Genomic DNA, 25,579 nt, shown 5'->3' with positions numbered 1-25,579 from the left:
GGGCGAGGAGACCGATCGATGCGTTTTACACGTATCCTGGCGGCGGTTCTGATACTGATCCTCATCGTGGCAGTGGGATTTTTTGCGCTTGCATGGCGCAGCGAGATCAAGCCGGTCGCGGCCGCCGATCCGTCCTCCTTCAGCGAGGATCTCGTCCAGCAGGGAGCCCGGCTTGCAGCCGTCGGCAACTGCATCGCCTGCCACACGGTGCCTGGCCAGCCTGCTTTTGCCGGCGGCCTGGCGCTTCCCACGCCCTTCGGCACGATCCACTCGACGAACATAACCCCGGATCCTGAGACGGGCATTGGCAACTGGAGCGAGGAAGCCTTCCAGCGCGCCATGCGCGAAGGGGTGGACCGGGAGGGCCGCCATCTCTACCCCGCCTTTCCCTACGATCACTACACACGGGTGACGGACGAGGACAACAGGGCGCTCTATGCCTTTCTCATGACGCGCGAGCCGGTGCGCTCCACACCGCCCGAAAACGATCTGCCCTTCCCCTACAACCTGCGGCCGATCCTTGCCGGCTGGAAGCTGCTCTTCCTGGATAAGGGACCGTTCCAGCCCGATACGGCACAAAGCGAGGAGTGGAACCGCGGCGCCTACCTGGCCGAGGGTCTTGGCCATTGCGGGGCCTGCCACACACCGCGCAACCGGTTCGGCGCCGTCGAATCGGACCGTCATTTCGGCGGCGGCGAGGCGGAAGGCTGGCAGGCCTATGCCATAAACGCAAACTCGCCCGCGCCTATCCCGTGGGACACGGACAGCCTGGCCTTCTACCTGCGCAATGGCTGGCATCAGTGGCATGGCGTCTCCCGCGGCCCGATGGCCGAGGTCACCGGCAATCTCGGCCTTCTTCCGGACAGCGACATCGTTGCCATTGCGACCTATGTCGCCTCGGTGATGGGCGAGCCGGATGAGGCACGCCGCGCCCGCGCCGAGGAATTGATGGCGCAGGCTGCCGAAGGGCCGGGCGAGGTGCAGGCTGCGCCGGCGGTCGACACGCAGGCTGGAGCCGGCAATCCGCAGGACCGAGGCGCCCTCATCTACGCCAGCGCCTGCGCGGGTTGCCATAATGGCAGCAAGCCCCAGCCTTTTGGCGGTCTACGCTTTTCTCTCAGCACCGCCGTAAATGCGCCCAACCCGCAGAATATCGTGAATGTGGTGCTCTTCGGCCTGCCGCCGTCCGATGGACAGGCGAGCGCGGTGATGCCTGCTTTCGCGAATGTGCTCAGCGATCAGGACGTGGCCGACCTGCTCGCTCATATGCGTGAGCAATATTCCGATGCGCCGGCGTGGGAGAATCTCGTCGATTTGGTCGCCCGTACGCGCTCGGGCGAGTACAAAGTGGTTATCCTGCCGGCAGACGGCATCGAAAGAGGGCCGGAAAACGTAGGCGCCAGCGATGGCGCGGAGGAGTAGGTCATGGCGATATCCCTGAACGTCAATGGCGAAACGCACGAGGTCGATGTCGATCCCGCGACGCCGCTTCTTTATGTGCTGCGAAACGATCTTGAGCTGAACGGCGCCAAGTTCGGCTGCGGCCTCGGCCAGTGCGGTTCCTGCACGGTGGTGGTCGATGGCGCAGCGGTCCTGTCCTGCGTCACCCCTGTCTCGCTGATGGAAGGCCGGGAGATCACCACGGTGGAAGGGCTGGGCACGATCGAGGAGCCCGGTCCGCTGCAAACCGCCTTCATCGAGATGCAGGCCGCCCAATGCGGCTATTGCATTCCCGGCATGATGATGAGCGCTCATGCGCTGCTGACCAGAAACCAGCAGCCCAGCGACCGGGAAATCCGCGACGCGCTCATGACCAATCTGTGCCGCTGCGGCACGCATATGCGCATCATGGCGGCGATCCGCCGTGCGGGCGAGTTGATGCAGCAAGCGGCTGCCCCGAGCGAGAGGAGGGCCGGATAATGACCATTGTTCCAAAAGACGGCTTCACCCGCAAAGGGCTCACCCGCCGCAGCGTCCTGACCGGCACCGGCGCACTCGTCGTCAGCTTCGCGCTTGCCCCGCATGTGCTGGCGCAGCAGCAGCCCGCGGCCGCGCCCGAGCCCCCGAAATTGCCCGGCAGCCTCGATGATGCGCGGCGGCTCGATGCCTGGATCCGCATTGACGCCAATGGCGATATCACGGTGTTCACCGGCAAGATCGAGCTCGGCCAGGGCATCAAAACGGCGCTCCGGCAAGTGGCTGCGGAAGAACTGGAGGTCGAGCCCGGCGAGATCAACCTTGTCACCGCCGATACCGGCCGCACGCCGGACGAGGGTTTCACCGCCGGAAGCCAATCGATGCAGAACTCCGGCACGGCGATCCGCAACGCCGCGGCCCAGGTTCGCGAGATCCTGATCGCCGAGGCTGCGCGCCGCTGGAACGTGCCGCCTGAAACGCTCAGGGCCGAGGCCAAGACAATCGTCGCTCAGGACGACCGGACGATCGGCTACGGCGAACTGGTTTCCAGCCAGCTGCTCGCCGTTGAAGCGCAACCGGAATCTCTTCTCAAGAGTCCGGATGCACTTCGCGTGATCGGCCAGTCCATTCCGCGCGTTGATATTCCTGCGAAGGTCACCGGCGGCGTCGCCTATGTCCAGGATCTGCGCCTGGAGGGTATGCTGCATGCACGCGTGGTCCGGCCGCCGAGCCCTGCCGCGCAGCTGCAGGATGTCGACACCGCCTCGGTCGAACAGATGCCCGGCGTGATCTCGATCGTGCGCGACGGAAGTTTTCTCGCCGTGGTCGCCGAGCGTGAGTTCGAGGCCGTCAACGCCATGCGCGCCCTCCAGCAGGCGGCGCGCTGGTCGGAACAGGCCGTTCTGCCAGACCAGAACAACCTGCAGGCGTTCCTGGAGGCCACCAAGGGCGATATCGGGACGGTGGCCGAGGAGGGTTCGCCGGAGGTCTCCGGCAAGATCTTCGAGGCGACATTCCGGCGCCCCTACCAGATCCATGGCTCAATCGGGCCTTCCTGCGCCGTCGCGCGCATGGTCGACGGACGGCTTACGGTCTGGTCGCACACCCAGGGCGTCTATCCCGATCAGGAAGCGATCGCCGAAATGCTCGGCATGGATCTCGCCAATGTGCGCGTCATCCACATGGAAGGCGCTGGCTGCTATGGCCATAACGGCGCCGACGATGCGGCCGCGGATGCAGCCTTGATCGCCTCCGAGGTGCCTGGACGGCCGATCCGGGTGCAGTGGATGCGTGAAGACGAACATGCCTGGGAGCCGTTCGGTCCGGCGATGCTGATGAAGATCCGCGCCGGCGTCGGCGAGGACGGGCGGATCACCGGCTGGAATTACGATCTGTGGAGCAATGTCCACTCCAGTCGCCCCGGCGGTGCCGGCAATCTGCTTCCAGCGCGCCACCGGGCGCAGGCCTTCTCGGTCCCGGCGCCACGGTTCAACATTAGCCAGTCGGGCAATGGCGATCGCAATGCAAATCCGCTCTATGCCTTCCCGAACCGCCGGGTTCTCTGGCATTTCGTGCCGGAAATGCCCCTCAGGGTTTCGGCACTGCGCGCCCTGGGCGCCTATGCAAACGTGTTCGCGATAGAGAGCGCGATGGACGAACTCGCACTCCTCGCGGATATGGACCCGGTGGAGTTCCGGCTGCGCCACCTGGAAGACGAGCGGGCCCGCGCTGTGGTGGAGAAGGCCGCGGAGGAATTCGGCTGGTCTTCCGGCGCGCCGAAGGGTGATCGGGGGCGCGGCTTCGCTTTCGCGCGTTACAAGAACTTGGCAGCCTATCTTGCCGTCGCCGTTGAGCTTGAGCTGGAGCGTGAAACCGGCCGGACGCGCGTGGTGCGGGCGGTCTCCGCGATCGACAGCGGCGAGGCGGTAAACCCCGACGGCATCCGCAACCAGACGGAGGGCGGCATCATCCAGGCGACAAGCTGGACACTTTACGAGCAGGTGACCTTCGACGACACGCGCGTCACCAGCACGGACTGGTCGAGCTACCCGATCCTGCGCTTTCCGAGCGCACCGGACAGCGTGGAGGTGCACGTCGTCAATTCGCCGGGACAACCTTTCCTCGGCACTGGCGAAGCTGCGCAGGGCCCGACACCGGCGGCGATCGGCAATGCGCTTCGCCAGCTTACCGGCGTGCGGCTTTACGATCTGCCCTTCACGCGCGAGCGCGTGAAGCAAGCAATCGGCGTCTGACGCGCAGAGCGCGCGGGAGGCGCCGCTCCCTTCTTGGGGGAGAGATACATTGCAATATCGTCTCTGCTAATCGCAATTGTGAGATTAGCGGAGACGATGCTGCCGAACAATTGGGGAAGCAGGCAATTTAGCTTAGTGAAGCCAGTTGCCAGCCCCCCTCTCCTCCTCGTCATCCTCAGGCTGGGGCCGATACCCCAGTTCCGGTATACCCTCACTTGCAGATTCTAAGGCTTGGCTTTTTGCCAAACCCAACAACTTGCTTTCTCTCCCACCGGGGGAGAGATGAGGCTGGCATCAGCCTTGCCGCCAATCGCCAACATCGATTATTTCGTTAGGTAATGGCTCGACGCGCTCTAACTCCCCCCTTGTGGGGGAGAAAGCGATTTCGACATCTTGGCAAAGCCAAGTGTTAGAAATCGCTAGAGAGGGGGGAATTGCTCCCTAGCCCCCGCGATATCCTTTCGGATAGCCTGCGCTGATTTTCACATCCAGGCACGGATGCACGGGGCAAACCCGAGCATGACGGATTGCATGCGGTATATGCGGTATCGGCAGCATTGAAGTTTTGCCGAAACCCTCTCCTCCTCGTCATCCCCGAGCTTGGCTCGGAGACCCACGCCAGAACCTCAAAAGGAAGGGATCAGCTGGCCTTGGATTTTCGGCTCTTCTTCGGCTTTTCCGGCACGACCGGCTCCTGCGCTTCCTTTTCGAGCCGGGCCTGCCGAAGCCGCGCGGTCTTGGCATCCCTGCTGCGAGCTTCAGCCTCGACAATATCTCGAAAGGCTCTGTCGGTCGTGGCGGCCTTGTTCTCCGCGCTCGTGCCCTTCTTCCTAAAAAGATTATCCTTTGTGACCATTTGCTTGCTCCGTGCTGAAAACTAAAAAGGCCGGGAAGAACCCGGCCTTTCCTTGCGCCTCGACGGCCAATGCCAGTACATCCGTGGTCAAAGGCCGGAGACCAAGTTAGACCGCCTGCAGGTTCGCTGCGGCCGACTTGCCCGACTTCGGATCACGCACGACTTCGAAGTCGATCTTCTGCCCTTCAACAAGGCTGCGCATCCCCGCCTGCTCGACGGCCGAAATGTGTACGAACACATCAGGCTGCCCGCTGTCCGGCTGAATAAAACCAAATCCCTTGGTGGCGTTGAACCACTTGACGGTTCCGGTGGTCATGGCGATTTTCCTTTCAAATCGTTTTCCGCGCCGCGCGATGCGGCCGGCTCATAAATCGATGTTGAGAGGAAGATCGTTGAACGCGTTGGTTTGCGCGATAACAAGCTTGGTCAGCAAGATCGATTTACCACAGATAGTCGCCCCTCCCCCTTATATCAAGGAGACCGGCCGAATTTCTCTTCGGTTTGGAGCTTTCGCGGCCGCCCGCCGGCCGGAAGCGGCGCTTGGGAAGGATTGGTTTGAGCCAGCGATTTCAGCGCGCCAGAATGTCGGCCTCCTCGGCCGCTTCGATAAAGGCCTGCCGCGCTATTTCAGGCGCTGCATCGCCTACCAGCACATCCCGGCACGCCCTGCAAGCTGCTGTGTATTTCGGCCCGCGGAATGCATGGGAGGGCCAATGTGAAGTCAGGATTTCGGCAGCGCGCATCGTGTCGCCCACCAGGCAACGGGTGCTTCCATGCCGTCCCGCATGGACACTGACAGGGCTATTCCAGGATCCGATGGACATGGCGCCACCGAACATCGGCCCTCGCGCTTTGTTCCGGCTTTCGCCGTGAACAAGGAAGCGGAACGGAGGCCCTAGCACCTTCACTCAAGCAGTCTCTTATGCGGCCGATGTTGATCCCGTCAGTAAATGTCAGTCTGTTTTTTGCTTTCTATGGCAAGTGGCAGGCAAGTTGCGTATATGTGGCGCGTTTTGGCGGGGCCGCGCGGACAGCGCACCCTCCCATAGCGTGAACCTGTGCCTTTTTCCCATCTCTACTGCGAAGGTCTCATGCAGCACGCCATTTCCATTTCCAATCTTTCGAAGGTCTATGATTCGGGCTTCACGGCCCTCCACGGCGTGGATCTCGATATCCGCGACGGCGAGATCCTGGCGCTCCTCGGGCCGAACGGCGCCGGAAAGACCACGCTGATCTCCCTCATCTGCGGCATCATCAATCCGAGCGGCGGCACGGTTACGGTCAAGGGGCACGACATCATCAAGGACTATCGTGCGGCCCGCAAGCTCATCGGTCTTGTACCGCAGGAATTGCATGTCGAGACATTCGAGACTGTCTGGGATACCGTGAATTACAGCCGCGGGCTCTTCGGCAAGAAGCCCGATCGCGCACTCTGCGAGCGGATCCTGAAGGAGTTGTCCTTGTGGGAGAAGAAGGACAACAAGATCCTGCAGCTTTCCGGCGGCATGAAGCGGCGCGTCATGATCGCCAAGGCGCTCGCGCATGAGCCCAACATCCTATTCCTGGACGAGCCCACCGCGGGCGTCGACGTGGAGCTGCGCAAGGACATGTGGCAACTCGTGCGCCGGCTGCGCGCCAGCGGCGTGACCATCATCCTGACGACCCATTACATCGAGGAAGCCGAGGAAATCGCCGACAGGGTAGCCGTCATCAACAAGGGCCGGCTGATCGTGGTCGACGAGAAGACGGAGCTCATGCGCAAGCTGGGCAAGAAGCAGCTCACCCTTGAACTGAGCAACGGCATCGGCCCGTTGCCCGAAACCCTATCGGGCTACGACCTGGAGGTAGAGGATGACGGACGCCGCCTCATCTACCGTTACGACACACAGGCCGGGCGCACCGGGATCGGCTCTCTCCTCGCCGACCTCAACCGCGCCGGCATATCCGTCAAAGACCTCGATACGCAGCAGAGTTCGCTCGAGGATATTTTCGTAAGTCTTGTGGAGGAAGCGCGGTGAATTTCGAAGCGATCAAGGCCATCTATCTCTTCGAGATGGCGCGCATGCGGCGCACGCTCCTCCAAAGCGTGGTCTCGCCCGTTCTTTCAACATCCCTCTATTTCGTGGTTTTCGGGGCGGCAATCGGCGGCCGCATCGAGGAGGTGGACGGCGTCCAATATGGCGCCTTCATCGTTCCCGGCCTGATGATGCTGACGCTGCTTCAGAACTCGATCGCCAACGCTTCCTTTGGCATCTATTTCCCAAAATTCGTCGGCACCATCTATGAGGTGCTTTCCGCGCCTGTTTCCTTCGTCGAGATCGTGATCGGCTATGTGGGAGCCGCCGCAAGCAAATCCTTGATCCTCGGCATCATCATTCTGGCGACGGCGCATATTTTCGTGCCACTCGAGATCCAACACCCCTTCTGGATGGCGCTCTTCCTGGTTCTGACCGCCGTCACCTTCAGCCTTTTCGGTTTCATCATCGGTATTTGGGCGGATAACTTCGAGAAGCTGCAGCTTATCCCGCTGCTCATCGTGACGCCTCTCGTTTTCCTCGGCGGATCCTTCTATTCCATCGACATGCTGCCGCCCTTCTGGCGCGATGTGACGCTTTTCAACCCCGTGCTCTACCTCATCAGCGGCTTCCGCTGGAGCTTCTTCGAGACCGCCGATGTGAGCGTCGGCGTCAGCATCGCGATGATCTGCGTTTTCCTGACGATCTGCATCGCGCTGGTGTGGTGGATTTTCAGGACGGGATATCGGCTCAAGGCTTAAGCGACTAGGATTAATCCTAATCTTCACCCCGTCGACGGCATCAAAGTGATATAGTCTCATCACTTCGTGGAAGCGCAACCGCGCTCCCGATGCGTGGTGAGAACGGCGATGCCGCACCAGGCTTATAATGCCGGAACGAGGCGCTGGAGGCGCTTCGTCCCGGATCGCGATTTCGCACATTCGACGAGCCCGGCTGCGGCGTCCTTGAAAGCGCCCGCCTGGCGCCAGGCACACCGTTCTCCGACAAGTGGAGGAGACAATGCTCACAAAAGAAGTTGTCACTGGTTCTTCCCTGAAGCAGGCGATCGAGAACCGCGATGGCCGGACGCTTTCCAGCTTTTACACCGACGACGCGCTCATGCGCATCATAGACCGCAACAATCCGCCGAGCCGGCCTCTCGAGGTGCGGGGGCGCGAGGCGATCACGGATTTTTGGGACGATGTTTGCGGCCGCGCGATGACGCACGAGGTGGATACGAGCATCTCTGAGGGCGACCGGATCGCCTTTACGGAGAACTGCACCTATCCCGACGGCGTCAAGGTTTTCTGCATGGCGACTCTGGAGCTGAAGGACGGCAAGATCGCCCGTCAGACGGTCGTGCAGGCATGGGATGAATAAAGAGGCGTAAAGCCAAGGGAGGATGACAGATGTTTACCGCGCGTTGGCATGTCGAAGCCCGTTTCGGCCACAAGCAGACCGTCGTGGACCTCATGCGCCGCTGGATCGAGGAAATCGGCACCCAAGCGGGAACCGACCAGATGAATGTCCAATTGCGGACTGGCTCCATCGGCGCCAAGGAAGCCGTATTGGAGATCGACCACACGGTGGAAAGCCTGGCGCAGCTGGAGCGGTTCTTTGACACCATCGGCAGGATTGATGCCCACAAGCAGTGGGGCAAGGAAATGGAGCCTTACATCGTTTCCGGCTCCACCTATTGGACGGTCTACAGGGTTCTGTAGTTGCCACCAGCATGAGAGTATCGGCCGCCCGGCCTTCGGGCGGCTTCAGACGACAGCTTTTACCGCCCAGGCTCGGGCCTTCATTCGAATGGATCCGTCCGGCTCGGGGGATACCGTTTGCTCCAGCTTCGCCCTCAGGCGTTCGCGGGCATCCGGCTCCAGGCTGGCACAATAGCCCGGCGCCGGCCCAGCACCCAAGGTGAAGGGCCGCCATAGATCTTCGAAATCCTTGAAAACCGTCGGCACCTCGATGGAGATGCACTCGGCCGCATGCAGCCCGCCCTTGCGCGCCAGCGCGATCAGTCCTTCCGATGTGCAGAATGGAAAACGGCGATCCTCGGTGAGGTCGCGCGCATTTGGGTCAAGGGCAACTGCTGCGGTCCAAAATCGCCGCATGAACTCTATGCCGCCGTTTGGATAATCCCATACGTAAAAACCGACCAGGCCACCGGGCCGCACCATGCGCTTCATTTCGCCTATGGCCGCTTCCCTGTCCGCAACGAAGTTAAGCACGAGCGCGGATGCGGCGGCATCCCGGCTATCAGTTGTCAGACTTAACGCTTCCGCGTCCCCCACCCGGAACTCGACGCGCGGATCGGGCACATTTACGCGGGCTTTCCGGATGAAGCCCTCCGAAGGATCGATCGCGATCAGGCTTCCGGGACGGCACTGATCCACGATGGCGGCCGTAAGCGCGCCGGTTCCGCAGCCCACCTCCAACCAGTGCAGCCCCTCATCGGGATTAAGCCATTTGAGAAAAAGCGGCGCAATCTGCCGGCTCCACCGCCCCATATAGATGTCGTAGCTGTCGCCTGCTTGCCATGCGTCGTGACGTTCCGCCTCGGTCAAAGCAAAACTCCACCTAAGAACTCACCATGGCGATATAGATACGTCAGTCTGTGCTGCAGGAGTAGCGGCCAAAAGCAGTAGGCCAAGCTTGCATCGCCGGCAAAACCCTGTATAAGCGCGCGATCTGCCGGTCCCAGCCGGGGGCTGAACGGAGGGCCGGGCGATTATTCGCCCGCTGCGAAGCAAGAAGGCTTCCGCCTCCCGTGTCTCCGCTCTCGACCGTCTTGAATGCGCCTTTCTTCGGCCGGGCTTCGTCCCGGAACAGAGAAGTCGCTGAGGCTTTAGCCGCTGGAACGGGCAGAAAAAGAAGGAGAAAGGCAAGAGAATGGCTCTCTACGAACATGTATTTCTTGCCCGGCAGGATCTCTCCGCGCAGCAGGTCGACGCCCTTGTGGAACAGTACAAGGGTGTGATCGAGAGCGGCGGCGGCAAGGTCGGCCGGATCGAGAACTGGGGTGTTAAGTCCCTCGCATACCGCATCAAGAAGAACCGCAAGGCCTATTTTACGCTCATGGATCTCGACGCACCGGCGGAAGCCGTGAAGGAGATGGAGCGCCAGATGGGCATTTCGGAAGACATCCTGCGCTTCATGACCATCCGTGTCGAGGCGCATGAGGAAGGCCCCTCGGCCATGCTGCAGCGCCGCGACGACCGCGAGCGCGGAGATCGTGGTGATCGGGGCCCGCGCCGCGATTTCGACGATCGCGGGCCGCGCCGCCCGCGTGAGGATGACCGCCCGCGCCGCTCGCGCGAGGATGAGGGAGACGAATAATGGTCGATATTAACCAGATCCCCACGCGGCGTCCTTTCCACCGTCGCCGCAAAACCTGCCCGTTCTCCGGGGCCAACGCGCCGAAGATCGACTACAAGGACGTGAAGCTCCTGCAGCGCTACATTTCCGAGCGCGGCAAGATCGTGCCGTCCCGCATCACGGCGGTGAGCCAGAAGAAGCAGCGCGAGCTCGCGCGCGCCATCAAGCGCGCCCGCTTCCTCGGCCTTCTGCCTTACGTGGTGAAGTAATTCCGGCTGCGGGCGCTTTTTGAGCGCCCGCTCCCCTCTCCGCTTCGGGGGCGGAAGAGGCAAGCTTTAGACCCGAGTTGAGGCGACCGGCCTCTAACTGCCAACCCGGCAGGACAGCGAACCAGCCCTGTGGCGCCGTTTCCTGGCCTGCCTTTTTCAAGCCCTCCGAGGGCGATGAGAAGGAAACGGATAATGGAAGTCATTCTTCTGGAACGCATTCCGCGCCTTGGCCAGATGGGCGATGTCGTGCGCGTGAAAGACGGGTTCGCCCGCAATTTCCTGCTGCGGCAGGGCAAGGCGCTGCGCGCCAACGATGCCAATCGCAAGAAGTTCGAATCGCAGCGTGTCGAGCTTGAGGCGCGCAATCTTGAGCGCAAGAGCGAAGCCCAGGCCGTGGCTGAGAAGCTCGACGGCAAGAGCTTCGTGGTCATCCGCTCCGCCGCCGAGACCGGCCAGCTCTACGGCTCCGTTTCGGCCCGCGATATTGCCGACGTGGTTGCTTCCGAAGGCTTCAAGATCGGCCGCAACCAGGTGGATATCAATCAGCCCATCAAGACCATCGGCCTGACGAATGTGGCCATCGCGCTGCATCCCGAAGTGGTCGCGACCGTGACGTTGAATATCGCCCGCTCGGCCGACGAGGCCGAACGCCAGGCGCGCGGTGAGACGCTCGATTCCGCGGAAGCGATTTACGGCGAGGAGATCAACGAGAGCGCCCGTCCGGAAGCCTTCTTCGATCCTGAAGCGGAGATCGAGCAGGAAGAAGGCGAAGAGAACGCCTGATCATTCAGGTCTCTTATGAATCCAAAAGGCCGGTCCTGGACCGGCCTTTTTTCATGTTCAGCTTTGCAGCCACTCATTCCATCGCCGCCACCGCCGCCTCTCCGCTGCCGCTTTTGCGCTTCGGCACCCGGAGTAGAAGAACCAGAGGGATGGCGCAGAGCGTTATGATCATCATGAACTTGAAATCGTTGATATAGGAGATCATCAGCGCCTGCTGGGTTACAAGCTGGTCGACAATCGACAGCGAGGTCGGATCGCCCTGGGCTGCGCCTGGCATAACCGTCCATAGGTTCGCGTTGTAAGGCGTAATGTGCGTGGCAAGCTCCGCATGGTTGAGCTGTGTGCTGTTCGCAAGCAGCACCGTGACGACCGAGATGCCGATGCTGGAGCCGATATTGCGGGTCAGGCTGAAAAGGCTGGCGCCATCGGTACGGTATTTCGGGTCGAGGGTGGCGAATGTGATCGTCGATAGCGGCACGAAAACAAGCCCGAGCCCAATGCCCTGGATGATGCCGGATTCGATGATCAGGCGTCCATCCATCTGCGGCGAGAAGCCGGTCATGAGGTAGAGCGACCAGGCCGTCAGCGACAGGCCCGCAGCCACCAGGATTCGCGCGTCGATTACCCGCACCAGCCGGCCGACCATGATCATCGAAATCATCGTGCCAATGCCGCGCGGCGCCATGATAAGCCCCGTAAGCATCGTCGTGTAGCCGAAGATGCGCGAGAGCATGGGCGGCAAAAGCGCAAGGCTCGCGAGCAGGATGATGCCCACCACGAAGATGAACACGAGCCCCGTCACGAGATTGCGGTCGCGGAAGATGTGGCGGTCGATGAACGTATTCTCGCCCGTCAGCGTGTGAACGGCAAAGAGCCAGAAGCCGGTGATCGACAGCCCCAGTTCTATCCAGATCTCGGGCGAGGCGAACCAATCGACCTCGCCGCCGCGATCAAGCATGAGCTGCAGCGCGCCGACGCCGAGCGATAGCATGGCGAACCCGAAGAAATCGAACCCCCGCAGGCGGCGGGCCGCGCGTGGAAGGTAAGCCGCAGCGCCCAGCAGGCAGAGAATGCCGACCGGCAGATTGATGAAGAACACCCAGCGCCAGTTAAGCGTCTCGGTTAACCAGCCGCCCAGCGTAGGACCGATGATGGGGCCCACCATAATGCCCGCGCCGAAAACGGCCATTGCCTGTCCGTGGTTCTCCTTGGGGTTGATATCGAGGAGAAAGGTTTGTGCAAGGGGCACGATCGCGGCGCCGAACACCCCTTGCAAAAGCCGGAAGAGAACCATCACCTCCAGGTTCCAGGCAACGCCGCAAAACATTGAGAAAATGGTGAAACCGGCAATCGAGACCAGGAAGAACTCACGGCGGCCGATGCGATCGGAAATCCATCCCGTGACCGGCGTCATGATGGCGGCGGCCACGATATAGGATGTGAGCACCCACGTGATCGTGTCCGGCGAAGCACCAAGATCGCCCGTCATCGACGGCAGCGCCACATTGGCGATCGTCGTATCCAGCACCTGCATGATGGTGCCGAGCATGATCGCGACGGTGATCAGCCCACGATGCGGGACAGCCTCGTGCGCAGCTGAGGCAGCTTCAGCCATTGTGATGTTCCAATCTCGTGTGAAGCGGTCCTATTCGGTCGCGTGCGCCGTAGTCAGGCCCGGAAAGCCGTGTGAAACCCCGGTATCGACGGTCACGGTGGCGCTCATGCCGGTGCGCAGCAGAAGTTCAGGCTCTTCGATCTGAAGCTTGAGGCGAACGGGAATGCGTTGCGTCACCTTTACCCAATTGCCGGTAGCGTTCTGGGCAGGCAGCAGGGAGAACTCCGCCCCCGTTCCCGCGCTGATATCCTCGACGGTGGCTTCCAGCGGCCGGTCCGGATACGTATCGAAGACGATCTCGGCCTTTTGGCCCGGCTTCATGTGGGTAAGCTGCGTCTCCTTGAAATTGGCCTCGACCCAGGAGCTTCTGGTCTCCACCAGGGAGAACAGAGGCGTGCCTGTGCTGACGAACTGGCCATTGCGGAAATCCGACGCCTGGGCGATGATGCCATCGGCTGGAGCCCTCACGGTCGTCTGAGCCAGCTCATAAGCGGCCTTGTCACGGGCTGCCAGAGCCGAAAGCACCGTCGGATGCTTGTCCGTCTCGATTTTCGGATTGCCGCCAAGTGCGGCCAGGGCGCTCGCAACAGCTTGCCGCGTAGCGCTTAGGCTCTCCCTCGCCTTCTGCAGGTTGCGCTCTGCCTGATCCAGCGATGACTGGGACGCCACACCCTTCCCCGAAAGATCCTGCTGGCGCTTAAGCTGCGTCTCAAGATAGGCGACTTCGCTGTCTGCATCACGCGCCTGAGCCTCGGCCTGGCTGTATGAGGCGCGCAGTTGCTCTACCTGCAGGCGCGCTCCCTCAAGAGCAGCTTCCGCCTGCGCAAGCGCGATTCGGTAGGGCTCCGGGTCTACCTTGAAAAGCACCGCGCCGGCTTCCACGTGCATGCTGTTCGCGACATTGGATTCCACCACGCGGCCCGCGATCTGGGAGGCGATCGAAAGCTTGGGCTGCTGCAGATAGGCGTCGTCCGTCTCCTGATATCGCCCGCTGGTCACCCACCACCATGTTCCCGCAACGGCAAGCGCAAGCGGTGCCGCGAGCATCAGCACCATCCGCAGGCGGTTCTTTTTCTTCTTCGGCTTGAGATCGGCAGGTTGCGGCAAAGCCACCGGTCCTGCCTTCTGCTGCTCGACCTCGACCGGCTCCGCCTTTGCCTCTGGGTTGGATATAGCGTTCATTTCGATACGACCTCTTCTGCAGCCTTTTGCACCGAGCCGCATATCGGCTCGCTGTCGGAGAGATTTTCGGCAATTGTCTCGAGAGCGCTGACCAGTGCGGCGCGCGCCTCCTCGTCGAGACCCGTCAGCGCCTCCTCGAAAACCTGCTGAACAAGCTTCTTTATTCCCTTGTGGGCCTCCCGCGCCTTGGGCGTGGCGAAAACCATTCGAATACGCCGATCTTCCAAACCCTGGCGCCGCTCGACCCAGCCGCCCTCCTCCATCCGGTCGATCAGGCGGGAAACGCTGATCGGCTCGATCTCCAGAAGCTCGGCAAGCCTTGCCTGCGTCGCGCCGTCCTCCTTCATCGTCCAGGCCAAAAGCCGCCACTGGGCAGCTGAAAGTCCGTGCTCATTGTCGCGGCCCTCGAAGCGCTTGCGCATGAGCCGCGGAATGTTGTGGAGCAGGAAAGTGAGCCGCTCGATTTGCTGTGTGTTTTGAGAGCCTGTCGAGTTCATAAGTGGCATATATTATGAGCATGCTTATAAAACAAGCGCATCTAGGTGCGCTGCAATAAACTTTCTATGGACGGTGCAATTCTGCGTGGCCGTGCGAGGTGCAATTGGAAATTTGGCGCCAGCCACGACAAGGCACAGGCATGGACCCTCGGGGTAAAAGCCCGAGAATCATGCCTGACCGACTCTGAACCGCCTGCGGTCCGGGCAGCTGGCAGTGAAGAAAAAAGTCTAGGCCGCTCGTTCGATCCGGATCACCTGCGGCAGGTCGAGCAAATGCCCGTCCTCGGTGACGCACTCCACGGCCCTGCGGACCGCCGCCTCCGTCGTCTCATGGGTGACGAGGATCACCGTCTTCTGGTCGGCGTGAGTGACATCGCCATGCTGGACGATCGACTCAAGCGAAATCTCGTTGTCCGCCATACGCTTGGCAATCGCGGCAAAGACGCCGATGCGGTCGTGCACGGATAAGCGGATGAAGTATCCGCCCGCGTGTGAGCGCATGGCGGCGCGCTTGTAGGGGGCAAGTTCCTTTGCTGGCCGCCCGAATACCGGACCGTGCTGGAACCCCGGCCGGCTTTTTGCAATATCCGCCAGGTCGCCGATAACGGCCGAGGCCGTGGCATCGCCGCCGGCGCCAGGGCCGGAGAGAAGCAGTTCTCCGAGCATGTCCGTCTCTATGGCGACCGCATTCGTGACACCGTGAACCTGGGCGATAACGGAGCTGGTGGGCACCATGGTCGGGTGCACACGCTGCTCGATCCCGCTTTCTGTCTTCTGCGCAACGCCGAGAAGCTTGATGCGGTATCCAAGCTCGCCGGCCGCCCGGATATCCGCCTGCGTGATGTTCGAGATGCCTTCCAGATAGATATCATCCGCCGAAATGCGGCAGCCAAAGGCAATGCTGGTCAGAATTGAGAGCTTATGCGCGGTGTCGTGCCCTTCGATATCGAAGGTGGGATCGGCCTCCGCATAGCCGAGCCGCTGGGCTTCGCTCAAACACTGCTCGAATGAGAGCCCCTCCGCCTCCATACGCGTAAGGATGTAGTTGCAGGTGCCGTTGAGGATGCCGAAAACCCGGCTCACATGATTTCCCGCCAGCGCCTCGCGCATTGTTTTGATGACGGGAATCCCTCCCGCAACAGCGGCTTCGTAATTGAGAAGCACGCCGTTTGCTTCCGCAATGGCCGCAAGATCGACCCCATGCTTGGAAAGCAGGGCCTTGTTGGCGGTCACCACATGACGGCCCGCCTCCAGCGCGGCGCGCACGGAATCAAAAGCGGCACCATCCTCGCCGCCGATCAGTTCGACATAGACATCGATTTCGGCGGAACGCGCCAGCTCGACCGGATCATCGAACCATTGCGCATTGCCGAGATCAATGCCGCGATCGCGCGAGCGATCACGCGCGGATACGGCCACGGGCGCTATCTCGCGGCCGCATTGCCGCGTCAGCTCCGCCCCCTTGGCGCCCAGCATGCGGACAACGCTCGCGCCAACGGTACCAAGACCCGCAATTCCTATGCGCAAGGCGTCGGCCATGTTTAATGCCTTCCTTCAACTATTATGATTTTGCAGCCGCTTAGCGGGTAGCCGCAAACGGGACGACGTTGCTGGGGTGCTCCGCCGCCGTGGCAAGGAAGCGCTTGATGTTGCGCGCCGCCTGGCGGATACGGTGCTCGTTCTCCACAAGCGCAATGCGCACGTAATCGTCGCCATGCTCGCCGAAGCCGATTCCAGGCGCGACCGCCACATCGGCCTTTTCGACCAGGAGCTTGGAGAACTCAAGCGAGCCAAGCTGGCGAAACGGCTCCGGTATTGGAGCCCAGGCAAACATGGTGGCTGGCGGCGGCGGCACCTGCCAGCCGGCACGGCCAAATGCATCCACCATTACGTCACGCCGGCGGTGATAGACGGAGCGAACTTCCTCGATTTCCGTGCCGTCGGAATTAAGGGCGGCGGTGGCAGCCACCTGGATGGGGGTGAAAGCGCCATAGTCGAGATAGGACTTCACGCGGGAAAGCGCAGCGATCAGCCGCTCGTTGCCCACCGCAAAGCCCATGCGCCACCCTGGCATGGAGAAGGTTTTCGACATGGATGTGAATTCGACCGCCACATCCATCGCCCCCGGCACCTGCAAGACAGAAGGTGGCGCTTCGGTATCGAAATAAATCTCGGCATAGGCGAGATCGGAAAGGATGATGATGTCGTGCTTGCGCGCGAAGGCCACGACATCCTTGTAAAAATCAAGACTGGCCAGGCAAGCCGTCGGATTGGACGGATAGTTCAGGATGAGCGCCAGTGGCTTGGGGATCGAATGCCGTACCGCCCGCTCCAGCACCGGAATGAAATTATGGTCCGGCTCCGCGGGAATCGAGCGGATCACTCCACCCGACATGATGAAACCGAAAGCGTGGATCGGATAGGTCGGATTGGGGCAAAGCACCACGTCGCCCGGCGCGGTGATCGCCTGGGCCATGTTGGCGAAGCCCTCCTTGGAGCCGAGCGTGGCGACGACCTGCGTATCTGGATTGAGCTTCACGCCGAAGCGGCGGGCATAATACGCAGCCTGAGCGCGCCGAAGGCCCGGAATGCCGCGCGAAGACGAATATCGATGCGTGCGCGGATCACGCACCACCTCGCAGAGCTTGTCCACGATCGCCTTGGGCGTCGGCAGGTCCGGGTTCCCCATGCCTAGATCGATAATATCGGCGCCGCGCGAGCGGGCTGAGGCCTTGAGCCTGTTGACCTGCTCGAACACATATGGCGGAAGCCGGCGGACCTTGTGAAACTCTTCCATGGCGATGTTCCGGATTGCTGATTGCGCCCTATACACCCGTTCGCCAGAACGGTCGATAGCTTCTTGAACTCACCGATCAGCGGGAGACTCGATCTGGCTCAGCATCTCCTGCTGGCGCTCCAGGGCAAGACGGCGCAGCCTTTCAGTCTCGGCGGCCGATGCCTGGCTGTTCTCCGGCCTCAGGCGCTTGCCCGAAAGCTCCTCGGTCATTCGCGTCTTTTCCTCCGCCGAGATCTGTGGTGCGGCGGCTTCCATCGGCATGTTGAGATTGGGATAGCCGTCAGGTTGGGTGGGGGATGCCGTAACCGATCGCGAACCCGTCCCGGCGCAGCCCGAAATCAGCAAGGATATGAGACATGGAGCCGCAAGGCCTGCTGCGGAAAAATGTCGTATGCGGGCCATGATTTTCATATGTTCCCGTGAACATGGACAAGGTTTGAATCAGCGCTATCATAGCGCCCTTCGGGAGGTCCAGCATCAAGAATGGCCAGCGGGGAAAATAAGGACGACCGCGAAACGCCCGACCCGACCGAAGCCTACACCGTTCGGAATCCGGAGCGCTTCGCTCTCAACCTCGCCCGAGCCGTGGAAGAAGCCGGCAAGGCGGCCGCCGTTTGGGTTCGCGCCCGCGAAGCGGGCAAAAGCACGACCGGCATGCCGCAGCCCTATCAGGAAGCGGTTCGCACCCTCTCGAAGCTGACGGAATATTGGCTTTCGGATCCCGCGCGCGCCGTCGAGGCGCAGACGAAGCTCCTTTCCGCCTACATGACGGTTTGGGTCAACTCGATCAGAAGGCTGAGCGGCGAGACGATTGATGCCGTGGAGCCGGAGCCCGGCGACCGGCGCTTCGAAGATCCGGAATGGGCACAAAACGCGTTTTTCGATTTCTTGAAGCAGGTCTATCTGGTGACCGCGCGCTGGGCGGCCGATCTTGTGGAAAACGCAGAAGGACTGGACGAGACGGCCCGGCAGAGGGCCCGCTTCTACGTGACACAGCTGAGCGAAGCGCTCTCTCCCACGAATTTTGTCCTCACAAACCCGCAGCTCCTGCGCGAAACCTTCGAGTCGGACGGCGACAATCTCGTGCGTGGCATGCGGATGCTGGTCGAGGACGTGATGGCCGGCAAAGGCGAGATCCGGCTGCGCCAGACCGACCGCAGCAAGTTCGAGCTTGGCAAGAACGTTGCGGCCACGCCAGGCAAGGTTGTGGCGCGCAACGAACTCGCGGAGATCATCCAGTACGAGCCGTCGACCGAAACGGTGCTACGGCGGCCGTTGATGATCGTTCCCCCCTGGATCAACAAATTCTATGTGCTCGATCTTAAACCGGAGCGGTCGTTCATTCGCTGGGCCGTCGCACAGGGCCATACCGTTTTCGTGATCTCCTGGGTAAACCCTGACGAGCGGCACGCGACCTATGGCTGGGACGAATATGTGAGCTTGGGGATCGAGTTCGCACTGGAGACGATTGCCCGGCAGACCGGGGAAAAGGCGATCAATGCGGTCGGTTATTGCGTCGGCGGCACCCTCCTCGCAGCATCGCTGGCGCTCATGGCTCAGCAAAAGGATGATCGCATAGCCACCGCCACATTCTTCGCCAGCCAGGTGGATTTCACCTTTGCGGGCGACCTGAAAGTCTTTGTCGACGAGGAACAGGTCGCGGCGCTGGAACAGGCGATGGAGGAACGGGGCTTTCTCGAAGCCAACCGTATGGCGAGCGCCTTCAACATGCTGCGCGCCCGCGATCTCATCTGGCCTTACGTGGTCAACAATTATCTGCGCGGGCGAGAGCCGCTTCCCTTCGACCTGCTTTATTGGAACGCCGATTCCACCAGGATGACAGCGGCCAACCACTCCTATTACCTGCGCAATTGCTATCTGGAGAACAATCTGGCGAAGGGGTTGGCCACACTGGGCGGGCGCCGATTGTCTCTCGCGGATATCAAGATCCCGGTCTTTAGCCTCGCTGCTGCCGAGGATCATATCGCTCCGGCAAAATCCGTCCTGTTCGGCAGCCGGCTTTTTGGCGGGCCGGTGGAATTCGTGCTTGCCGGTTCCGGCCACATAGCCGGCGTGGTCAATCCGCCCGAACCCGGCAAATACCGGCATTGGACAGGGCAAGCCGCCCTTGCCGGGAGCCTCGAAGAATGGATGAGCAAAGCCCAGGAGCACCCTGGTTCATGGTGGCCGCATTGGCACGCCTGGATCGAAAAGAACTCACATGAACGGGTGAAAGCGCGCAAGCTCGACCGGCGAAGGAAATGGCTCGCAGACGCACCGGGCGAATATGTAAAGATGGCCGTCTAATAGTTGCAACAGACTGGAACATTATTTGAAGACGGCTAGGCGGCGGGCATGGGCCCGTTTCAGCTTAAGTATATTGCTATAAAGGGATAATTTGGCTACCACTGCCTTCGTTCTTTTGATTGCGCAATAGTGCGAGCGTGAGAGGGGGGAGGTTTCCCCGAAAATTGCCGGGAAGGAAGGCTCTTGGCTGCCAGCAAGCTTGCTTCGGCGGGAAACGCGAATCGTGAATATTCGCGCGCACCCAGTTTCTTGGGCGTCGCATTCGCCTGCATCTTGACGGCTTCGTGCTCCGTCTCCGACTCCGATGCGCAGCTGGACCTTGCCCCCGCTTCCTATGGCAGCCCAACGCTTGAGAGCCTTAACCTGGACACATCCGGTGCAGGTGAAGGGCAAGCTTCGCTTCCCCAAAACCGCCCGCAGCGGGCTTCTGATTCGCAGCCCGCCCAAACGGCGTCTGCCGCGAACACGGCTGAATTGACGCAAGCCGAAACCGCTCAGGCGGAAACGACGAATCGCCCTGGAGCATCCGCTCAGGAGGGAGGGCAGGAGGAAGTGCCGTCGCAATCCGCCGCCCCGGCCCGTGATAATACCGCGCCGGCCTCGGGCAAGCGCTCCCTCTTCGCCGGGCTCTTTTCCTCGCCCGCCGCGACGCCTGCCGATGCCCAGCAAAAGACAGTTTCAGACGAGGCAGAGAAGAAAGTCGGTGCCGAGGAGGCCGAAAGCCAGCCCGTGGCTGCGGCCGACACGGCTTCGCCCCAGCCCAAAGCTGAGAAAACTGCCTCCGAAGCACCTGTGGTGCAAGACGGCCAGAATCCAGCAAAGCAAACGGCAGCCGTGACCGAGCAGCAAAGCCTCTCGCAAAAGCGCGGCTTCTTGTCCGCATTTTTCGGCTCTTCCGCCGCCAAGCCTCAGGTGCCCTTCCCGAGCGAAGAAGATCAGACTGCGAAAACGAATGCTGCCGAATCACAGCCAAGCGCCGAGGTAAAAGCAGGCGAGAAGGAGAAATCTGCCAAGCCGATAATTACCCTTGCGTCGACCTCGCCGACCCAGGCGGCCATGTACAGCATGGACGCGCTGCCTGGCGTACGTCCCGGCGAGCAGCTCTTCGAGATCCGGCTGGGCACGCTCAACGATGATGGTGACGTTGATATTTACGAGCAGGAAGAGGGCTACTATCAAGTTGCCTCGGCGGCGGGCCTAGCGCGCCTCGCGCCCAACGGCCTGCTCAAGCAACGCGAGAGCGTTGATGTCTCCTGCTTCAAACCGAAGCTTGTGCATGTGCTCAAAACGATCGAGCGCCGCTTCGGCAAGCGCGTTGTGGTGACTTCGGGCTATCGCAGCCCTGCTTATAATCGGCGTGTGCGCGGTGCTCCCCGGTCTCAGCATATGAATTGTGCGGCAGCCGATATCGTCGTCGAAGGCGTAAGCAAATGGGAGTTGGCGCAGTTTGCACGCTCGCTTCCCGGCCGCGGCGGAGTCGGCACCTATTGTCATACCAACGCGGTCCATGTGGATGTCGGGCCGGAGCGGGACTGGAACTGGCGCTGCGGCCGTCGCGGCTGAACACCCTGGACCGATTGGACGATTACCAATCCTAGCAGCCCTTCCCGGCATTCGGAGCCGAGCTTTGCCCGGGAAATCATTATCGCAAAAAAATCTTTGCCTTATGCGTGCCCACAGGGTTGCCGGAATAGAGGAAGCTTACTATAACCCGCCTCGTCTTGAGCGCGCCCATCGTCTAGCGGTCTAGGACGCCGCCCTTTCACGGCGGAAACAGGGGTTCGATTCCCCTTGGGCGTACCAAGAACCAGGAACTTAGTTGATCCTCCCCAAATTCTCAAACTCATGTTCAGGCGCGCACTGGCACGTTGAGGTGACGCGCTACCCTCTTCGGCTCGTTCCATCGCTCGGGAATGGACGTGAAGCACCCTGCCACAAACATCAGACCAGCCTTGAGTGTGCAGCGGTGTAGACACACTGTGCCTCGAGCTTGGGGCGATGCAATTCTCAAGCGAAGGGTGAGGCTACTTCCATTGATGGCCGTGCTGCTGGCGGGCTGTGCCGAGGCTGGCGCGTCGCAAAATACCGCATATCTAAGCGCAGCGCGCTATCTGCCAAGATAGCCCTTTTGCGCGTGTTGTTCAGGCTGCAATCAGCAAACCGGCAGATCCGGTTATGATCACTCCATCATCGATGGAAGTGTCGCCAATAGCGTGCGGCCAACCTATATTCTTTGAAGCTCACGCAAGGAGCCGTGCTTTGGCACCAGGTGCTGATCGACGGCCCGATGACCATTAAGCACCGGGCCTATTAAACCCTGCACGGGGCGTTACGGGATGGGGTACATGAGCGAGGACGTTTTCAGCCTCTTCCGACCATTTCTGCTCGACACGGAGTGTAAGCTCCTGGACAAGCTCGAGGCCGTTGCCAACCTGCGGGCAGATGATCCTCAGCGATTTGAACTGGAATTGCAGGCAGTCGAGCTGCGCCGGCACGTCGCCCAGCAGTATAGCGAGATCGAGAAGACAATTATGGAACAGGTGCAGCCCGTGCCCGAAGCCAAACGCCAGCCACGCGCGAAGCGCCTTTGGGCCGAGGCGCTCGGCTACGTGCCGCCACCGTCGTGGATACCGAATCCTCGGGATTGGGATCATCCTGACATGCAGCAGCGCCGGGAGATCGAAGAGCGAAAGGAGCGGCTAGGTCTGAATCACACACACCCACCGGCGCCTCCCCAAAATCGCCTTCTGAGGTAAGGACGCATTTAAGAGCAACGCGAACTTATCCCTTCGGCATAGGCCGAGCTCACCAGCGGCCCCAGCTTCGTAGCTTCGCGAACCGCTTGGATGATTCTAATACATCGATCCGGCGGAGATAGGGCTACGGCATCGCCACCGAAGCTCTATAATGGTTCTTAAAGCGGAAACGATACAAACTAGCCATGGGGCCCGATGACACGATCTGCAGCAGTCCCGTAAGGCACAGATCGTCCACCAAAACGTCTCAGCCTGATATTGGCCTGTTCCGTGTGACCGACAAATCCTTCAAGCATGCTCAACCGGGAACAGTACTCGCCAAAATACACGGAAGCTTCGTCAGTGAGCACGCGCTGATAGGTGCACGTCTTCAGAAACTTCCCAACCCACAGTCCTCCGGTATATCGCGCAGCGCCCAACGTCGGCAGCGTATGGTTGGTGCCGATGACCTTATCGCCATAGGCCACATTTGTCCGTTCGCCAAGAAAAAGAGCGCCGTAGTTGCGCATATTTTCCAAGAAATAGTCCGGATCACGCGTCATAACCTGCACATGCTCCGACGCGATACGATCGGCTTCGACGACAAGTTCGGCGTCGTCCTTGCAGATGATGATCTCGCCGTGAGCCTCCCATGCTTTCCGAGCGATTTCCGCCGTGGGAAGCACCGAGAGTAGTTCTTCGATTTGACGCAGTGTCTCAACAGCCAAGGACTCACTCGTCGTCAGCAATATGGCCGGCGAATCTGGTCCGTGCTCGGCTTGGCCGAGGATGTCGGTAGCACAGGTAAGGGCATCAGCCGTTTCATCGGCAATGATCAGCGTTTCCGTCGGGCCCGCAAACAGATCAATTCCGACACGCCCATATAGCTGGCGTTTTGCTTCTGCGACATACGCATTGCCAGGACCTACAAGCATATCAACGGCGGCAATGGATTCGGTTCCCAAGGCCATAGCGACAACCGCTTGTACGCCTCCCAGGCAATATATCTCGTCCGCGCCTGCCAGATGTTGAGCCGCTACGATCGCAGGAGATGGACGACCATTCACCGGCGGAGCACATGTGATAATCCTCTCGACTCCGGCCACCTTTGCGGTCACCACGGACATGTGCGCAGACGCCAGAAGCGGATACTTGCCACCCGGTACATAACAGCCGACATTGGCGATCGGGATATTGCGGTGGCCTAACACAACGCCAGGATAGGTTTCGACTTCCAGGTCAAGCAGGCAATCGCGCTGCTTCCTGGCGAAGTTCCGGACCTGCTCCTGTGCAAAAAGAATATCGTCCAGATCTTCTTTGGCCAACCAATCGATGCAATATTGGATTTCCTGTGCAGATAGCCTGTAGGTCTGACGGTCGTATCCATCAAACTCTATTGATAGGCGCCGGACAGCCAAGTCTTTCTCGCGTTCGACATCCTCGATGATACGTTCTACCGTCTGTCGCACCTTGAGATTGCTGACATTCCCTCGGGGCGTGCCAGAACTCTTCAAGTATTTAGGCATGACTTTCTCCCTGGGACGAAGCCCTACTCCGGCTGTCGTCTCCTTGTGACTAGCTAATTGTGGTTCTTCCCGCGCCCTGGTCGGGCTAGGGCTGCCGATCCAACCGCACGGTTCGGCGGATCATTAGCTTTCCGGGCTCCAACCGAAATTCCGGCTTCAGTTCTGGGGCATCAATCCTCCGGAGCAAAATCTCCAGCGCACTATCCACCATCCGCGTTGTCTGCTGGCGCATGGTAGTCAGTTCAATGCCGGACCACGAGGACATCGCAATATCGTCAAAGCCAATAATCGAAACATCCTCTGGCACCCTCATCCCAAGATCCACCCTTATGCCGTCCAATGCACCGATAGCTGTGATGTCATTAGCGCAGAAGATTGCATCTGGCCGTTCGGATCGAAGCATCAGCCTTTTCACCGCCTGCCGGCCGTTCTCGTATGTAAAATCTCCTCCTTCGACGAGCGGAGGCGGACATCCAAGCTTTGCCAGTTGATCCCGATATCCCTGAAAGCGGTCCTTGTTTGTCGAACTGTCTTCCAAACCAGAGATGAACGCGAACCGCTTGTGATTCGTGTTGTAGAGAAACTGGGCGATGTCCTTCCCAGCGACGATGTTATCACAGGCCACGGCAGAGACTTTGCCCGTTTCGACATAGCGATTGAACAGAACTACCGGCAGCCCGAACTCTCTGCATTCGTCAATCGCCTTCGATGACAGTTCCGCCGATAGGACAAGCAGGCCGTCGACTCGATACTGATGGACTTTCCGCACTGCCGAATCGGTGCTCTCGCTCTCCTTTACTGTCATGAGCATGACGTGCATGCCCTTGGCCTGCAGGCGTTCGTCAACCAAACGAAGCACGTCCCAATAGAAGGGGTTGCGGGTTGATCCCGTGACAACAGCGATGAGCCCCGATTTTTGCGTGCTCAGACCGCGTGCCATGATATTGACCTGGTAACCAAGCTGTTCGGCAACCAAGAATATCCGGTCCCGAGTTTCTCTCGAGACCAATTGGCTGTTGGCGAAGGCGCGTGAAACGGTTGACTGTGAGACACCCGCGTTGCGGGCGACATCCCGCGCGGTGACAGGCGTCTTTGCACTAGGTTGTGAACTATTCACCGCGTCAGACACAGTTTACCTCGTTCAACCTCATTGGCGGGCTGTCACGACCGCTTCTACGAGCACGCCTTCTCCCAGATCGGCAACACCGATGGTTGCGCGACTCGGCAGATTCTCCGGACTGAGCCATCCCGTCCATGCATCATTCATTTCGTTTTTAAGCGACATGTCGGTGATATAGAGAGTAGCCTGGAGCAGTTTCTCCTTGCTCGAACCCAACTCGCCTAACATGCGTTCGATCTTTTTACATACCTGTTCCATCTGCGAGAACATGCCGTCTGACACATCGTCCGCGACGACGCCGCCGAAATAGATAACGTCCGAGCTGATTACGGCACGATGCATAATGGGCGTTCTGTATCGTCTATTGATCAACGTATTTCCTTTCCT

The 25,579-nt window shown here is 60.5% G+C and carries 26 protein-coding genes and 1 tRNA gene; 14 read left to right on the top strand and 13 right to left on the bottom strand.

Annotation, left to right across the window (positions count from 1 at the left end):
• Window positions 1-18 precede the first annotated feature (18 nt).
• From GNP00_RS12590 to GNP00_RS12580, 3 genes are read left to right on the top strand one after another with little or no spacing between them, the layout of a single operon-like run.
• Window positions 19-1,422 carry a cytochrome c gene (locus GNP00_RS12590; RefSeq protein WP_011581240.1) on the top strand — a complete coding sequence of 468 codons (1,404 nt, stop codon included), beginning with the start codon at window positions 19-21 and terminating at the stop codon, window positions 1,420-1,422.
• A gap of 3 nt (window positions 1,423-1,425) precedes the next feature.
• Window positions 1,426-1,920, top strand: coding sequence for a (2Fe-2S)-binding protein (locus tag GNP00_RS12585; protein WP_011581241.1), 495 nt, complete (start codon window positions 1,426-1,428; stop codon window positions 1,918-1,920).
• Window positions 1,920-4,169, top strand: a complete 2,250-nt coding sequence (locus GNP00_RS12580) for a xanthine dehydrogenase family protein molybdopterin-binding subunit (RefSeq protein ID WP_011581242.1) — start codon at window positions 1,920-1,922, stop codon at window positions 4,167-4,169. Before GNP00_RS12585 ends, GNP00_RS12580 begins: the two co-directional genes overlap by 1 nt.
• A 640-nt stretch (window positions 4,170-4,809) precedes the next feature.
• On the opposite strand, the gene GNP00_RS12575 is transcribed toward GNP00_RS12580, so the two are convergent.
• The 3 genes from GNP00_RS12575 to GNP00_RS12565 all read right to left on the bottom strand — a co-directional run bounded on the left by GNP00_RS12575 (window position 4,810) and on the right by GNP00_RS12565 (window position 5,849).
• The gene (locus GNP00_RS12575) at window positions 4,810-5,025 is read right to left on the bottom strand and encodes a hypothetical protein (RefSeq protein ID WP_041544699.1); all 216 of its coding nucleotides are present in this window, start codon (window positions 5,023-5,025) and stop codon (window positions 4,810-4,812) included.
• 106 nt (window positions 5,026-5,131) lie between these two features.
• Complete coding sequence (locus tag GNP00_RS12570; RefSeq protein ID WP_011581244.1) at window positions 5,132-5,341, bottom strand: cold-shock protein; 210 nt, start codon at window positions 5,339-5,341, stop codon at window positions 5,132-5,134.
• A gap of 253 nt (window positions 5,342-5,594) precedes the next feature.
• Window positions 5,595-5,849, bottom strand: a complete 255-nt coding sequence (locus GNP00_RS12565; protein WP_011581245.1) for a DUF982 domain-containing protein — start codon at window positions 5,847-5,849, stop codon at window positions 5,595-5,597.
• A 267-nt stretch (window positions 5,850-6,116) separates the two neighbouring features.
• Between GNP00_RS12565 and GNP00_RS12560 the strand changes: the two genes are divergently transcribed.
• From GNP00_RS12560 to GNP00_RS12545, 4 genes are all read left to right on the top strand, one after another.
• Window positions 6,117-7,043, top strand: coding sequence for an ABC transporter ATP-binding protein (locus GNP00_RS12560; RefSeq protein ID WP_041544700.1), 927 nt, complete (start codon window positions 6,117-6,119; stop codon window positions 7,041-7,043).
• Window positions 7,040-7,801, top strand: a complete 762-nt coding sequence (locus tag GNP00_RS12555; protein ID WP_011581247.1) for an ABC transporter permease — start codon at window positions 7,040-7,042, stop codon at window positions 7,799-7,801. The genes GNP00_RS12560 and GNP00_RS12555 overlap by 4 nt, the downstream gene beginning before the upstream one ends.
• A gap of 259 nt (window positions 7,802-8,060) precedes the next feature.
• The gene (locus GNP00_RS12550) at window positions 8,061-8,420 is read left to right on the top strand and encodes a nuclear transport factor 2 family protein (protein ID WP_011581248.1); all 360 of its coding nucleotides are present in this window, start codon (window positions 8,061-8,063) and stop codon (window positions 8,418-8,420) included.
• 29 nt (window positions 8,421-8,449) lie between these two features.
• Window positions 8,450-8,761, top strand: a complete 312-nt coding sequence (locus GNP00_RS12545; protein WP_011581249.1) for a hypothetical protein — start codon at window positions 8,450-8,452, stop codon at window positions 8,759-8,761.
• 45 nt (window positions 8,762-8,806) lie between these two features.
• On the opposite strand, the gene GNP00_RS12540 is transcribed toward GNP00_RS12545, so the two are convergent.
• Window positions 8,807-9,610 (bottom strand): class I SAM-dependent methyltransferase, encoded by an 804-nt coding sequence (locus GNP00_RS12540; protein ID WP_011581250.1) that lies wholly within the window; start codon window positions 9,608-9,610, stop codon window positions 8,807-8,809.
• A gap of 325 nt (window positions 9,611-9,935) precedes the next feature.
• Between GNP00_RS12540 and rpsF the strand changes: the two genes are divergently transcribed.
• The 3 genes from rpsF (at window position 9,936) to rplI (ending at window position 11,413) form a co-directional block, all read left to right on the top strand.
• Window positions 9,936-10,382, top strand: a complete 447-nt coding sequence (rpsF, locus tag GNP00_RS12535; RefSeq protein ID WP_011581251.1) for a 30S ribosomal protein S6 — start codon at window positions 9,936-9,938, stop codon at window positions 10,380-10,382.
• Entirely contained in the window at window positions 10,382-10,630 is a 249-nt protein-coding gene (rpsR, locus tag GNP00_RS12530) for a 30S ribosomal protein S18 (protein WP_011581252.1), read from the top strand. The genes rpsF and rpsR overlap by 1 nt, the downstream gene beginning before the upstream one ends.
• 192 nt (window positions 10,631-10,822) lie before the next feature.
• Window positions 10,823-11,413 (top strand): 50S ribosomal protein L9, encoded by a 591-nt coding sequence (gene rplI / locus GNP00_RS12525; protein ID WP_011581253.1) that lies wholly within the window; start codon window positions 10,823-10,825, stop codon window positions 11,411-11,413.
• A gap of 73 nt (window positions 11,414-11,486) precedes the next feature.
• Here rplI and GNP00_RS12520 read toward each other — a convergent pair whose 3' ends face one another.
• The 6 genes from GNP00_RS12520 to GNP00_RS12495 all read right to left on the bottom strand — a co-directional run bounded on the left by GNP00_RS12520 (window position 11,487) and on the right by GNP00_RS12495 (window position 17,906).
• Window positions 11,487-13,028, bottom strand: coding sequence for a DHA2 family efflux MFS transporter permease subunit (locus tag GNP00_RS12520; protein WP_011581254.1), 1,542 nt, complete (start codon window positions 13,026-13,028; stop codon window positions 11,487-11,489).
• 30 nt (window positions 13,029-13,058) lie between these two features.
• Window positions 13,059-14,210 (bottom strand): HlyD family secretion protein, encoded by a 1,152-nt coding sequence (locus tag GNP00_RS12515; protein ID WP_011581255.1) that lies wholly within the window; start codon window positions 14,208-14,210, stop codon window positions 13,059-13,061.
• Entirely contained in the window at window positions 14,207-14,716 is a 510-nt protein-coding gene (locus tag GNP00_RS12510) for a MarR family winged helix-turn-helix transcriptional regulator (protein ID WP_011581256.1), read from the bottom strand. Before GNP00_RS12510 ends, GNP00_RS12515 begins: the two co-directional genes overlap by 4 nt.
• Before the next feature lie 219 nt (window positions 14,717-14,935).
• Window positions 14,936-16,246 carry a homoserine dehydrogenase gene (locus tag GNP00_RS12505; protein WP_011581257.1) on the bottom strand — a complete coding sequence of 437 codons (1,311 nt, stop codon included), beginning with the start codon at window positions 16,244-16,246 and terminating at the stop codon, window positions 14,936-14,938.
• 40 nt (window positions 16,247-16,286) lie between these two features.
• The gene (locus GNP00_RS12500) at window positions 16,287-17,504 is read right to left on the bottom strand and encodes an LL-diaminopimelate aminotransferase (protein ID WP_011581258.1); all 1,218 of its coding nucleotides are present in this window, start codon (window positions 17,502-17,504) and stop codon (window positions 16,287-16,289) included.
• 69 nt (window positions 17,505-17,573) lie between these two features.
• On the bottom strand, window positions 17,574-17,906 hold the full coding sequence (locus tag GNP00_RS12495; RefSeq protein WP_157038066.1) for a hypothetical protein: 333 nt from the start codon (window positions 17,904-17,906) through the stop codon (window positions 17,574-17,576).
• 81 nt (window positions 17,907-17,987) lie between these two features.
• Between GNP00_RS12495 and GNP00_RS12490 the strand changes: the two genes are divergently transcribed.
• The 4 genes from GNP00_RS12490 (at window position 17,988) to GNP00_RS12475 (ending at window position 22,567) form a co-directional block, all read left to right on the top strand.
• Window positions 17,988-19,811: a PHA/PHB synthase family protein gene (locus GNP00_RS12490; RefSeq protein ID WP_011581260.1), complete on the top strand. Its 1,824-nt coding sequence runs from the start codon at window positions 17,988-17,990 to the stop codon at window positions 19,809-19,811.
• Window positions 19,812-20,363: 552 nt separating this feature from the next.
• A complete protein-coding gene (locus GNP00_RS23390) occupies window positions 20,364-21,374 on the top strand; it encodes a YcbK family protein (protein ID WP_343034324.1) in 1,011 nt (336 codons plus the stop codon).
• Between the two features lie 164 nt (window positions 21,375-21,538).
• Window positions 21,539-21,614 (top strand) — tRNA-Glu (locus GNP00_RS12480).
• Between the two features lie 542 nt (window positions 21,615-22,156).
• Entirely contained in the window at window positions 22,157-22,567 is a 411-nt protein-coding gene (locus tag GNP00_RS12475) for a hypothetical protein (protein WP_041544702.1), read from the top strand.
• Window positions 22,568-22,746: 179 nt separating this feature from the next.
• On the opposite strand, the gene hisD is transcribed toward GNP00_RS12475, so the two are convergent.
• The 3 genes from hisD to GNP00_RS12460 all read right to left on the bottom strand — a co-directional run bounded on the left by hisD (window position 22,747) and on the right by GNP00_RS12460 (window position 25,534).
• Complete coding sequence (hisD, locus tag GNP00_RS12470) at window positions 22,747-24,072, bottom strand: histidinol dehydrogenase (protein ID WP_011581263.1); 1,326 nt, start codon at window positions 24,070-24,072, stop codon at window positions 22,747-22,749.
• Window positions 24,073-24,157: 85 nt separating this feature from the next.
• The gene (locus tag GNP00_RS12465; RefSeq protein WP_011581264.1) at window positions 24,158-25,201 is read right to left on the bottom strand and encodes a substrate-binding domain-containing protein; all 1,044 of its coding nucleotides are present in this window, start codon (window positions 25,199-25,201) and stop codon (window positions 24,158-24,160) included.
• 18 nt (window positions 25,202-25,219) lie between these two features.
• On the bottom strand, window positions 25,220-25,534 hold the full coding sequence (locus tag GNP00_RS12460) for a RidA family protein (protein WP_246259380.1): 315 nt from the start codon (window positions 25,532-25,534) through the stop codon (window positions 25,220-25,222).
• Window positions 25,535-25,579 lie beyond the last annotated feature (45 nt).

Origin of the sequence: Chelativorans multitrophicus (genome assembly GCF_011317445.1) — a bacterium.
Taxonomy (GTDB): domain Bacteria; phylum Pseudomonadota; class Alphaproteobacteria; order Rhizobiales; family Rhizobiaceae; genus Chelativorans; species Chelativorans multitrophicus.
Note: the sequence above shows the minus strand (reverse complement) of the source record. Positions and strands in the feature narration are given on the sequence as shown.

Excerpts from the sequence above, each read along its gene's own strand:
- GNP00_RS12590 (WP_011581240.1), top strand. The coding sequence starts at position 19 with ATGCGTTTTACACGTATCCTGGCGGCGGTTCTGATACTGATCCTCATC.
- GNP00_RS12585 (WP_011581241.1), top strand. The coding sequence starts at position 1,426 with ATGGCGATATCCCTGAACGTCAATGGCGAAACGCACGAGGTCGATGTC.
- GNP00_RS12580 (WP_011581242.1), top strand. The coding sequence starts at position 1,920 with ATGACCATTGTTCCAAAAGACGGCTTCACCCGCAAAGGGCTCACCCGC.
- GNP00_RS12575 (WP_041544699.1), bottom strand. The coding sequence starts at position 5,025 with ATGGTCACAAAGGATAATCTTTTTAGGAAGAAGGGCACGAGCGCGGAG.
- GNP00_RS12570 (WP_011581244.1), bottom strand. The coding sequence starts at position 5,341 with ATGACCACCGGAACCGTCAAGTGGTTCAACGCCACCAAGGGATTTGGT.
- GNP00_RS12565 (WP_011581245.1), bottom strand. The coding sequence starts at position 5,849 with ATGTCCATCGGATCCTGGAATAGCCCTGTCAGTGTCCATGCGGGACGG.
- GNP00_RS12560 (WP_041544700.1), top strand. The coding sequence starts at position 6,117 with ATGCAGCACGCCATTTCCATTTCCAATCTTTCGAAGGTCTATGATTCG.
- GNP00_RS12550 (WP_011581248.1), top strand. The coding sequence starts at position 8,061 with ATGCTCACAAAAGAAGTTGTCACTGGTTCTTCCCTGAAGCAGGCGATC.
- GNP00_RS12545 (WP_011581249.1), top strand. The coding sequence starts at position 8,450 with ATGTTTACCGCGCGTTGGCATGTCGAAGCCCGTTTCGGCCACAAGCAG.
- rpsF (WP_011581251.1), top strand. The coding sequence starts at position 9,936 with ATGGCTCTCTACGAACATGTATTTCTTGCCCGGCAGGATCTCTCCGCG.
- rpsR (WP_011581252.1), top strand. The coding sequence starts at position 10,382 with ATGGTCGATATTAACCAGATCCCCACGCGGCGTCCTTTCCACCGTCGC.
- rplI (WP_011581253.1), top strand. The coding sequence starts at position 10,823 with ATGGAAGTCATTCTTCTGGAACGCATTCCGCGCCTTGGCCAGATGGGC.
- GNP00_RS12520 (WP_011581254.1), bottom strand. The coding sequence starts at position 13,028 with ATGGCTGAAGCTGCCTCAGCTGCGCACGAGGCTGTCCCGCATCGTGGG.
- GNP00_RS12515 (WP_011581255.1), bottom strand. The coding sequence starts at position 14,210 with ATGAACGCTATATCCAACCCAGAGGCAAAGGCGGAGCCGGTCGAGGTC.
- GNP00_RS12510 (WP_011581256.1), bottom strand. The coding sequence starts at position 14,716 with ATGCCACTTATGAACTCGACAGGCTCTCAAAACACACAGCAAATCGAG.
- GNP00_RS12505 (WP_011581257.1), bottom strand. The coding sequence starts at position 16,246 with ATGGCCGACGCCTTGCGCATAGGAATTGCGGGTCTTGGTACCGTTGGC.
- GNP00_RS12500 (WP_011581258.1), bottom strand. The coding sequence starts at position 17,504 with ATGGAAGAGTTTCACAAGGTCCGCCGGCTTCCGCCATATGTGTTCGAG.
- GNP00_RS12495 (WP_157038066.1), bottom strand. The coding sequence starts at position 17,906 with ATGGCCCGCATACGACATTTTTCCGCAGCAGGCCTTGCGGCTCCATGT.
- GNP00_RS12490 (WP_011581260.1), top strand. The coding sequence starts at position 17,988 with ATGGCCAGCGGGGAAAATAAGGACGACCGCGAAACGCCCGACCCGACC.
- GNP00_RS12475 (WP_041544702.1), top strand. The coding sequence starts at position 22,157 with ATGAGCGAGGACGTTTTCAGCCTCTTCCGACCATTTCTGCTCGACACG.
- hisD (WP_011581263.1), bottom strand. The coding sequence starts at position 24,072 with ATGCCTAAATACTTGAAGAGTTCTGGCACGCCCCGAGGGAATGTCAGC.
- GNP00_RS12460 (WP_246259380.1), bottom strand. The coding sequence starts at position 25,534 with ATGCATCGTGCCGTAATCAGCTCGGACGTTATCTATTTCGGCGGCGTC.